We start from the raw sequence: 459 nt of genomic DNA, 5'->3' as shown, positions 1-459 counted from the left end.
TCGTAGTCGCGGTCGCCACCGATCAGCCGTGCCCTGGGGAAACGATCCTGCAGGTCGCGCACCAGCGCGTCGGGATCGTCTCCGAGCAGGATCGAGGCGACGCCCTTCTGGCTGGACGCGACCAGGATGGTGCCGAGCGAGGTCTCGCCAACGGCGAAGCGGATCTCTTCGTCGGCGCCACCGGCGCGATAGCGCGTCGGCGTCATGCCGAGCATGCCAGTGGATTTCTCGTAAAAACGCCCGCTCGAATTGAAACCGGCATCGTAGATCGCAGCCGTCACGCTGGTGCCGTCTTCCAGGCCCTGGCGGACCCTGGCGGCGCGGTGCGCGGCGGCATAGTCCTTCGGCGTCAATCCGGTGACCGCCTTGAAGATGCGGTGGAAATAACCGGCGCTGCGGCCGGCGGCATCAGCCAATTCAGCGAGCGAGGGTTCTTCCTCGCTCTGCTCGATCCTGCGG

1 protein-coding gene is annotated in these 459 nt (G+C 66.4%); it reads right to left on the bottom strand.

What is annotated here, in order from left to right; genetic code table 11:
• Positions 1-459, bottom strand: a 459-nt coding sequence (locus EN914_RS38010; protein ID WP_127389805.1) for a helix-turn-helix domain-containing protein, incomplete at both ends; no start/stop codon positions are given.

The sequence above is a fragment of the Mesorhizobium sp. M7A.F.Ca.CA.001.08.2.1 genome (assembly GCF_003998455.1).
GTDB classification, from domain to species: domain Bacteria; phylum Pseudomonadota; class Alphaproteobacteria; order Rhizobiales; family Rhizobiaceae; genus Mesorhizobium; species Mesorhizobium ciceri.
This window is presented reverse-complemented; position numbering and strand designations above follow the sequence as displayed.